Source organism: Streptomyces sp. NPDC047014 (genome assembly GCF_040644195.1).
GTDB lineage: Bacteria > Actinomycetota > Actinomycetes > Streptomycetales > Streptomycetaceae > Streptomyces.
Map to the genome: position 1 here is coordinate 1 of NZ_JBEYVX010000138.1, position 9,355 is coordinate 9,355.

11 protein-coding genes are annotated in these 9,355 nt (G+C 71.8%); 8 read left to right on the plus strand and 3 right to left on the minus strand.

What is annotated here, in order from left to right; genetic code table 11:
* Positions 1-693 (minus strand): pantoate--beta-alanine ligase (gene panC, locus ABZ873_RS32890; protein ID WP_360880127.1); only part of this gene is annotated, 693 nt, incomplete at its 3' end.
* A complete protein-coding gene (locus tag ABZ873_RS32895; RefSeq protein WP_360880154.1) occupies positions 690-1,610 on the minus strand; it encodes a DUF2520 domain-containing protein in 921 nt (306 codons plus the stop codon). The genes ABZ873_RS32895 and panC, both read right to left, overlap by 4 nt.
* Before the next feature lie 99 nt (positions 1,611-1,709).
* On the opposite strand from ABZ873_RS32895, the gene ABZ873_RS32900 reads away from it, so the two are divergent.
* The 7 genes from ABZ873_RS32900 (at position 1,710) to ABZ873_RS32930 (ending at position 5,681) form a co-directional block, all read left to right on the plus strand.
* Complete coding sequence (locus tag ABZ873_RS32900) at positions 1,710-2,861, plus strand: beta-eliminating lyase-related protein (RefSeq protein ID WP_360880129.1); 1,152 nt, start codon at positions 1,710-1,712, stop codon at positions 2,859-2,861.
* 119 nt (positions 2,862-2,980) lie between these two features.
* Positions 2,981-3,166, plus strand: coding sequence for a DUF397 domain-containing protein (locus tag ABZ873_RS32905; RefSeq protein WP_360880132.1), 186 nt, complete (start codon positions 2,981-2,983; stop codon positions 3,164-3,166).
* 73 nt (positions 3,167-3,239) lie between these two features.
* Entirely contained in the window at positions 3,240-3,824 is a 585-nt protein-coding gene (locus ABZ873_RS32910; protein WP_360880134.1) for a hypothetical protein, read from the plus strand.
* A gap of 14 nt (positions 3,825-3,838) precedes the next feature.
* The gene (locus tag ABZ873_RS32915) at positions 3,839-4,012 is read left to right on the plus strand and encodes a hypothetical protein (protein WP_360880137.1); all 174 of its coding nucleotides are present in this window, start codon (positions 3,839-3,841) and stop codon (positions 4,010-4,012) included.
* A gap of 122 nt (positions 4,013-4,134) precedes the next feature.
* Complete coding sequence (locus tag ABZ873_RS32920; protein ID WP_360880140.1) at positions 4,135-4,635, plus strand: BlaI/MecI/CopY family transcriptional regulator; 501 nt, start codon at positions 4,135-4,137, stop codon at positions 4,633-4,635.
* Positions 4,636-4,646: 11 nt separating this feature from the next.
* Positions 4,647-5,177 carry an amino-acid N-acetyltransferase gene (locus ABZ873_RS32925; RefSeq protein ID WP_360880143.1) on the plus strand — a complete coding sequence of 177 codons (531 nt, stop codon included), beginning with the start codon at positions 4,647-4,649 and terminating at the stop codon, positions 5,175-5,177.
* Between the two features lie 165 nt (positions 5,178-5,342).
* Positions 5,343-5,681 carry an Lsr2 family protein gene (locus ABZ873_RS32930; RefSeq protein ID WP_360880145.1) on the plus strand — a complete coding sequence of 113 codons (339 nt, stop codon included), beginning with the start codon at positions 5,343-5,345 and terminating at the stop codon, positions 5,679-5,681.
* On the opposite strand, the gene ABZ873_RS32935 is transcribed toward ABZ873_RS32930, so the two are convergent.
* A complete protein-coding gene (locus tag ABZ873_RS32935) occupies positions 5,660-6,244 on the minus strand; it encodes an SCO3374 family protein (RefSeq protein ID WP_360880148.1) in 585 nt (194 codons plus the stop codon). The genes ABZ873_RS32930 and ABZ873_RS32935 overlap by 22 nt on opposite strands.
* A 464-nt stretch (positions 6,245-6,708) precedes the next feature.
* On the opposite strand from ABZ873_RS32935, the gene ABZ873_RS32940 reads away from it, so the two are divergent.
* A complete protein-coding gene (locus tag ABZ873_RS32940) occupies positions 6,709-9,234 on the plus strand; it encodes an ATP-dependent Clp protease ATP-binding subunit (RefSeq protein WP_360880151.1) in 2,526 nt (841 codons plus the stop codon).
* Positions 9,235-9,355: the final 121 nt, after the last annotated feature.

Consider the following 9,355-nt stretch of genomic DNA (forward strand, 5'->3'; position numbering starts at 1 on the left):
CACGACCGATGCCCGCGCGGCCACGCCCCGGGCCCGCAGCGCCGCCTGCGCGGCGAGCCGGTCCCGCCCGGCGAACAGCGCCCGGGACAGCGCCAGCGCGGTGCGGCGCTCCTCGGGGGACAGGTAACGGTTGCGGGAGGACAGCGCGAGGCCGTCCTCCTCGCGCACGGTCGGTACGCCGACCACCTCGACGGGGAAGTTCAGGTCGGTCACCATCCGCCGGATCAGCGCCAGCTGCTGGGCGTCCTTCTGCCCGAAGAGCGCCAGGTCGGGCCGGGTGAGGTGGAGCAGCTTGGCGACGACGGTCAGCATCCCGTCGAAGTGCCCGGGGCGGGTGCCGCCCTCCAGACGGCCGCCCATCGGCCCGGCGCTGATCCGCACCTGCGGGTCGCCGCCCGGGTAGACCTCGTCCACCGCCGGGGCGAACACCGCGTCGGCGCCCGCCTCCCGGGCGATCACCAGGTCCGCGTCGAGGGTGCGCGGGTAGCGGTCCAGGTCCTCGCCCGCGCCGAACTGCAGCGGGTTGACGAAGACGGTGACGACCACCTGCCCCCCGGGCCCGGCCAGCTCCCGCGCGGTACGGACCAGGGTGGCGTGGCCCTCGTGCAGCGCGCCCATGGTCATCACCACGGCCCGGCGGCCCGCGCGCGGCAGCGCGTGCAGCGCCTCGGCGGTGTGCAGCAGCTCGGTCACCGGTCGCCCCCGTCGGAATCCGTGTCCGCCAGTACGCCGAGCAGGTCCTCGGCGAGTTCGGGCTTGAGCAGACCGTGCGCGAGGGCCCGGTCCGCGGTGGTGCGGGCCATCGCCAGATAGCCGGCGACCGTACCGGGCGCGTGCTTGCGCAGCTCCGCGACGTGCGCGGCGACCGTACCGGCGTCCCCGCGGGCCACCGGCCCGGTCAGGGCCGCGTCCCCGGAGCGCAGGGCGTTGTCCAGGGCCGCGCCGAGCAGCGGGCCGAGCATCCGGTCGGGGTGCCCCACCCCGGCCGTGCGCAGCAGCTCCAGCGACTGCGCGACCAGCGTGACCAGGTGGTTCGCGCCGAGGGCCAGGGCCGCGTGGTAGAGCGCGCGGTTCTCCTCGGCGATCCACTCGGGCTCCCCGCCCATCTCGATCACCAGCGCCTCGGCGGCCAGCCGCAGCTCCTCCGGGGCGGTGACGCCGAAGGAGCAGCCGGCCAGCCGCTGCACGTCCACCTCGGTCCCGGTGAAGGTCATCGCGGGATGCAGGGCCAGCGGCAGCGCGCCCGCGCGGCGGGCCGGGTCGAGCACGGCCGTCCCGTAGCGGCCGGAGGTGTGCACCAGCAGCTGGCCCGGCCGGACCGCACCGGTTTCGGCCAGCCCCTCCACCAGGGAGGGCAGCGCGTCGTCGGGGACGGTGAGCAGCACCAGGTCGGCCAGCTCCAGCACCCGCCCCGGCGGCACCAGCGGCACATCGGGCAGCATCCGCGCGGCCCGCCGCACCGAGGCGTCGGACACTCCGGACACGGCGACCGGGTGGTGCCCGGCCTGCTGGAGCGCGCGCGCGAGCGCGGGGCCGACCCGGCCGGCACCGACGACACCGACGGTGAGCCGGGCAGGGCGGGGCTGCTGTGAGGGATTCACGCGGGGAATGCCTTCCGTTCCAGTCCGCGGGGGTACCGGACGATACGCCGTCATGCTAGCCCCTGGGCTCTTGGCCGGCCGGGGACGCGGGAGCGAGGATCGGACACCATGAGCGACAGCAACGAGGAAGCAGAACGCACCGCACGGCTCGTGGCGGCCTGGCGCGCCGCCGACCGGGTCCTGACCCGCGGCCTGCGCGAACCCACGCTCGGAGAACTGCTCGCCGGGCTCGCCGAGGCCCCGTACGCCCTGGACGGCCCCGCCGATGTCTACGGCGACGGGATCGTCGCCGACCTGGAGCGGCGGGTGGCCGGCCTGCTGGGGACGCAGGACGCGGCCTTCTTCCCCACCGGCACCATGGCCCAGCAGATCGCCCTGCGCTGCTGGGCCGGGCGCACCGGCAACCCGGTGGTCGCCCTGCACCCCATGGGCCACCCCGAGCGCTGGGAGGGCGAGGCCCTGTCCACGGTCTCCGGGCTGCGCGTGGTGCACCCCACCACCGAGCCGCGCCCCTTCACCGCCGAGGAGGTCGCGGCCGTCCGCGAGCCCTTCGGCACGCTGATGGTGGAGCTGCCGCTGCGCGACGCGGGCTTCCTGCTGCCCTCCTGGGAGGAGCTGGAGGAGACGGTGGAGGCCGCCCGCGAGCGGGAGGCCGTGGTCCACTTCGACGGGGCCCGGCTGTGGGAGTCCACCGTCCACTTCGGCCGCCCCCTGGCCGAGATCGCGGGCCTCGCGGACTCCGTGTACGTCTCCTTCTACAAGTCCCTCGGCGGCCTCGCCGGAGCCGCCCTGGCCGGCCCGCGGGAGTTCGTCGAGGAGACCAGGGTCTGGCGCCACCGCTACGGCGGCCAGCTCTTCCGCCAGTTCCCCCAGGCCCTGTCCGCCCTCGCCGGCCTGGAGCGGGAGCTGCCCCGGCTGCCCGCGTACGTGGCCCGGGCGCGCGCGGTGGCCGAGGGCCTGCGGGCCGGCTTCGCCGAGGCGGGCCTGCCGTGGTTCCGGATCCACCCGGAGGTCCCGCACACCCACCAGTTCCAGGTGTGGCTGCCGTACGAGGCGGAGCGGCTGGACGAGGCCGGGCTGCGGCAGGCCGAGGAGACCGGCACCGTCCTCTTCCGCCGCTGGTCCGCGGACGGGCCGCCGGGGATGTCGATGACCGAGATGCAGATCACGGAGCCGGGCCTGGCCTGGACGGAAACGGACGTGAAGGATGCGGTTTCGGCCTTTGTCGACCGCCTCCGGCAACCCCGTACGCCGGCGTGACGTCCTCCCGGGACACAGGGGCGAAACGCCGAATTGCGGGAAAGCGACCGGCCGGCACCGGCCACGGCGTTACCGTCCCTTGACAGCCAGTACCGGCCACCGTGCCCACAGGAGACACCATGACCGCTCAGCCCGCGTGGCAGAAGTCCTCGTTCTGTGGCGAGGGCGACGCCTGCGTCTACGTCGCCAGCGCCCCCGGCGCCCTGGTGAAGGTCGCCGACCGCGTCGACCCGGCCCACCTCGTCCTCGCCACGACCCACGCCGCCTGGACCGACTTCCTGCGCGCGGTCAAGGAGACCGGCTGAGGCGTGGGCCGCGCCGCGCCGCACGCACACGCCCTGAGGGGCTTTTGTCCGATTAGCGCGTATCTTCGGCCCCATGCCCACGCCCTACGGATCCCGCGGCGGCATGGCGTTCAGCGCTGCTGAGCTGCACCTGCTCAGGCGTTCGCTCGCCCACGCCCTCCAGTCCTCCTCGGCCCCCCTGGCGGCCGGGGAGGTCCAGGACTGCCTGCGCCTCGCGCAGTCGGTGGACGACGCGGCCCGGGAGGCGGGCCGGCTCAGAGCCTTCCTGCTCGCCGACCTCGCCCGCTACCGGGCCGCCCTCCCCGGCAGCCTCTCCGGCTATCTGGAGCTGCTGCGCGAGGCCCTGGACGCGGGCCTCGCCCCGACTCCGGACGACCTCGCCGCCCTGCGCGCCCTGCGCGGCAACCCGGCCGCCGCCCGGCTGCTGGAGCGGGCCCGCGCCGCCGCCGGAGGCACCGCCCGCCGCGCCCCGGCGGCCGCGCCCGCCTCCCGGACCCGGCTGACCGCCCTCGCGGGCGGCCGCGAGGAGCCCCGCAAGCCCGCCCCGGCGCCGCAGGAGCCGCCGCGGCCCGAGCGGCCCGTACCGACGCCCGGCGAGGTCTTCCCGCCGCGCCGCAAGCCCACCCCGCCCCCGGCGGCCGGGCGCGCCGCCGGATAGCTAGGCTGGGTGCCATGGACTACGTCTCCGCGCTCGTGCCCCCCGTCGTGATGGCCGCGTTCTTCATCGCCCTCGTCGTGACGATCGTGAAGAGCCAGGGCGGCGCCAACAAGGCCAAGGAGGACGCGGCGGTCGACGCCGTGCTCGCCCGCGCCGAATCGGCCCGCCAGCAGGACCAGCACCCGTAGCACCTCCGGACGGCACGCCCCCTCCGGCGGGCGCGCGGCCCCCGGCCGTGCGCCCGATTTTGTTGCGCGTTGCCGGGTGAATGGCCGGGCAATTCCGTACAAGCCGCACTATCGTGCTGTTTGTGCCTCGCCCCCTGGGAGAACTCGAAGACGCCGTGATGACGCGGGTGTGGCAGTGGAACCGCCCGGTCACCGTTCGGGAAGTACTGGAAGACCTCCAGCAGGAACGGTCCATCGCGTACACCACGGTCATGACCGTTATGGACAATCTCCATCAGAAGGGCTGGGTCCGCCGGGAAGCCGAGGGCCGCGCCTATCGATATACGGCGGTCTCCACCCGCGCCGCCTACTCGGCCGCTCTGATGAACGAAGCCTGGTCGACGAGCGACAACCCCGCCGCCGCCCTCGTCGCCTTCTTCGGCATGATGTCCGCGGAACAGCGCGAAGCCCTCCGCGACGCCGTCCGGATCGTCCAGCACGACGACGAGTCCGCCGCCGAGTCCGCCCCTGAGCCCGCCCCCGGGTCCGCCGCCGGGTCCGCCCCCGCGCCCGAAGCGGCGGCGCCGCCGGCCGGGGCCCCCGAAGGGGACTCCGGCGAGCAGCCGGAGCGGCCGGGGCGATAGCGTCCGCAGCCATGGGAGAGTTTTCCTCTGCACATGCAGAAACAGTGACGATCCGTCGTGCCCGCACAGGCGATGTTCCCGCGCTGCGCCGCCTCCTCGACCAGTACGTGCAGCAGCGGATCCTGCTCGACAAAGCACCGGTCGTCCTTTACGAGGACATCCAGGAGTTCTGGGTCGCGGAACACGACTCCACCGCACAGGTGGTGGGCTGCGGCGCTCTCCACGTGATGTGGGAAGACCTGGCCGAAGTACGGACTCTCGCCGTCGACCGGGACTTGAAGGGCGCCGGCGTCGGTCATCAGGTGCTCGCGCAGTTGTTGCGCACCGCCCGCGCGCTCGGGGTGAGCCGGGTTTTCTGCCTCACCTTCGAAGTCGAGTTCTTCGCGAAGCACGGCTTCGTCGAGATCGGTGAGACCCCGGTCGACACCGATGTGTACATGGAGCTCCTGCGTTCCTATGACGAGGGTGTCGCGGAGTTCCTCGGTCTCGAACGAGTGAAGCCGAACACCTTGGGCAACAGTCGGATGCTTCTGCACCTCTGATCGATGGCCCCAGCTTTTCCGCCGCTCCGCGCGCCTGTGGCCTATGTCCGAATCGCGCACGTTTCCCGCCTCGTTGCGGTCCTGAACCTCTCCCGGGGGGTTTGTGTTTTCCAGGCAAAAGCGGTTTCCTTTCCGCGTACTGCTTTTCGATGAAAGGAAATCCCGGTGGCACAGAAGGTTCAGGTCCTTCTTGTCGACGACCTCGACGGTGGCGAGGCGGACGAGACGGTGACGTTCGCTCTGGACGGCAAGACCTACGAGATCGACCTCACCACCGCCAACGCTGAAAAGCTCCGCGGTCTGCTCGACCCGTACACCAAGGGCGGCCGCCGCACCGGTGGCCGTGCCACCGCGGCCCGCGCCAAGGGCCGCGCGGCCGCTTCGACCGGAAACCCGGACACGGCCGAGATCCGCGCCTGGGCCAAGGAGAACGGCTACAACGTGAACGACCGCGGCCGCGTCCCGGCCGAGATCCGCGAAGCCTACGAGAAGGCCAAGGGCTGACGGACCCCGTTCGTACGCCGCCCCAGGCGCGCCCGGTGGCATTCCGTCGCCGCGGCCGCCACCAGGCGTACGAGATCGGGCCCGTCCGCGGGTCCGGCGGCCCGCCCGGGACCGGGCAGGGCCGGCAGCAGTGCCTCACACCCCTGCTCGGGGGGCCGCAGCCACACGGCGGCCTCCCGGGGGCCGGCCCCGCGGCGCGGCCCCGGGGGAGCCGGGGCGGTGATCGCGTCCCCCGCACCCAGGGCGGCGAGATCCAGGGCGACCCCGCCCCATTCCAGCCAGTCGAGCAGTCCGTCGAGCTCGTCGGCGCAGCCCGCGGCCACCAGGAACCGCATCCGGCGCCCGGCCAGGGCCACCGGCCCCGTGCCGACCGGCCTGCGCAGCACCGCCGCTCCGGCGTCGGACGGCAGGTCCAGCACGTCGAAGCGGATCCCGGTCGCGAGCCGGGCGGGCGGTCCGGCCGTGACGGTCCAGCCGAGGACCCGGCGGTACCAGGCGGCGTCCGCGTCCTCCTCGGGCGCGACGCGGGGCTGCGGAACGGTCGGCGGGACGGTGGCGGCCATGTCCGGAGCAACTGCCGAAACGCTCGCGGGTTACGGTAGGCGTGACGGTCCGCATCCTTCCACGTGCGGAACGTGAACTTCCGCGGGGGGTGGCGTCCCACATTCGGGACGGAACTGTGTTCGCCCTCAGCGGAGGGAACCGGTGAAACCGGCATGGACTGTCAGCCCTGACGGGTAAGACATTCCTAGTGGATCGGGGCGACACGCTGATTTGACCGGGTTCCGTTCGCCGTCGGCGTACTCGCATGACGGGTATCTGCCTGGCCTGCGGGAACATCGTCTCGCACCATCGAGTTGGAGCAGTTGTCGGCTGTTCAGGCCGGTTTTCCCCGCGGACGCAGGGGTGAGCCGCGGACGGATGTCGGCAGTTGGAATGAGCTGTCCCGCCCCACGGGACTAGCATGCGGAAGGACAGGGCGGGGACCGACCCCGAACTGCCCGACCGCTCTGAGGAGCGATAAACGATGTTCGAGAGGTTCACCGACCGCGCGCGGCGGGTTGTCGTCCTGGCTCAGGAAGAAGCCCGGATGCTCAACCACAACTACATCGGCACCGAGCACATCCTCCTGGGCTTGATCCACGAGGGTGAGGGTGTCGCCGCTAAGGCCCTGGAGAGCCTCGGGATTTCGCTCGAGGCTGTTCGCCAGCAGGTTGAGGAGATCATCGGTCAGGGCCAGCAGGCCCCGTCCGGCCACATCCCCTTCACCCCGCGGGCGAAGAAGGTCCTGGAGCTTTCGCTCCGAGAGGCCCTCCAGCTCGGCCACAACTACATCGGCACCGAGCACATCCTGCTCGGCCTGATCCGCGAGGGCGAGGGCGTCGCCGCCCAGGTCCTCGTGAAGCTGGGCGCCGATCTCAACCGAGTCCGGCAGCAGGTCATCCAGCTGCTCTCCGGCTACACCGGCGGGGGCAAGGAGTCGGCCACGGCAGGCGGCCCGGCCGAGGGCACGCCCTCGACCTCGCTCGTCCTGGACCAGTTCGGCCGCAACCTCACCCAGGCGGCCCGCGAATCCAAGCTCGACCCGGTCATCGGGCGCGAGAAGGAGATCGAGCGGGTCATGCAGGTGCTGTCCCGCCGCACCAAGAACAACCCGGTCCTCATCGGCGAGCCCGGCGTCGGCAAGACCGCCGTCGTCGAGGGCCTGGCCCAGGCGATCGTCAAGGGCGAGGTCCCCGAGACCCTCAAGGACAAGCACCTCTACACGCTTGACCTGGGTGCCCTGGTCGCCGGTTCCCGCTACCGCGGTGACTTCGAGGAGCGCCTGAAGAAGGTGCTCAAGGAGATCCGCACCCGCGGCGACATCATCCTGTTCATCGACGAGCTCCACACCCTCGTGGGTGCGGGCGCCGCCGAGGGCGCGATCGACGCCGCGAGCATCCTCAAGCCGATGCTGGCCCGTGGTGAGCTCCAGACCATCGGTGCCACGACGCTCGACGAGTACCGCAAGCACCTCGAGAAGGACGCCGCGCTGGAGCGCCGCTTCCAGCCGATCCAGGTGGCGGAGCCTTCCCTCCCCCACACGATCGAGATCCTCAAGGGCCTGCGCGACCGCTACGAGGCCCACCACCGCGTCTCCATCACGGACGAGGCCCTCGTCCAGGCGGCGACGCTGGCGGACCGCTACATCTCGGACCGCTTCCTCCCGGACAAGGCGATCGACCTGATCGACGAGGCCGGCTCCCGGATGCGCATCCGCCGGATGACCGCGCCGCCGGACCTCCGCGAGTTCGACGAGAAGATCGCGGGCGTGCGCCGCGACAAGGAGTCGGCCATCGACTCCCAGGACTTCGAGAAGGCAGCTTCCCTCCGCGACAAGGAGAAGCAGCTGCTGGCGGCGAAGACCAAGCGCGAGAAGGAATGGAAGGCCGGCGACATGGACGTCGTCGCCGAGGTCGACGGCGAGCTCATCGCCGAGGTCCTCGCGACCGCGACCGGCATTCCCGTCTTCAAGCTCACCGAGGAGGAGTCCTCGCGGCTGCTCCGCATGGAGGACGAGCTCCACCGCCGCGTCATCGGCCAGAAGGACGCCATCAAGGCGCTCTCCCAGGCGATCCGCCGTACCCGTGCGGGTCTCAAGGACCCGAAGCGCCCCGGTGGCTCGTTCATCTTCGCCGGCCCGTCCGGTGTCGGTAAGACCGAGCTCTCGAAGACGCTCGCCGAATTCCTCTTCGGTGACGAGGACGCGCTGATCTCCCTCGACATGTCGGAGTTCAGCGAGAAGCACACGGTTTCCCGTCTCTTCGGTTCGCCCCCCGGCTACGTGGGCTACGAAGAGGGCGGCCAGCTCACCGAGAAGGTGCGCCGGAAGCCGTTCTCCGTCGTCCTCTTCGACGAGGTCGAGAAGGCCCACCCGGATATCTTCAATTCCCTTCTCCAGATCCTGGAGGACGGTCGCCTGACCGACTCCCAGGGCCGGGTCGTGGACTTCAAGAACACGGTCATCATCATGACGACCAACCTGGGTACGCGGGACATCTCGAAGGGCTTCAACCTGGGCTTCGCGGCGCAGGGCGACACGAAGACCGGCTACGAGCGGATGAAGGCGAAGGTCAACGAAGAGCTCAAGCAGCACTTCCGGCCGGAGTTCCTGAACCGTGTCGACGACACGGTCGTCTTCCACCAGCTCACCGAGGAAGACATCATCCAGATCGTCGACCTGATGATCGCCAAGGTCGACGAGCGCCTCAAGGACCGCGACATGGGCATCGAGCTGAGCGGTGACGCGAAGCTCCTGCTCGCCAAGCGCGGCTACGACCCGATCCTGGGTGCCCGTCCGCTGCGCCGGACCATCCAGCGCGAGATCGAGGACATCCTGTCGGAGAAGATCCTCTTCGGCGAGCTGCGTCCCGGTCACATCGTGGTCGTCGGCAAGGAGGGTGAGGGCGAGGAGGCCAAGTTCACCTTCCGCGGCGAGGAGAAGTCGGCCCTGCCCGACCTCCCCCCGATCGAGGCCACGGGCTCCGGCCCGGACCTGTCGAAGGGCGCGTAACCGCCCGGGCGCGTGAGCGCCCCGAGCACCACCCACAGGGGCGGCGGGGCGGCCCCGCGGCGTCGGCGGCTGCACACTGCGCGCCGCCGCCCCCCCCCCACGCGAGAGCAAGAACCACAAC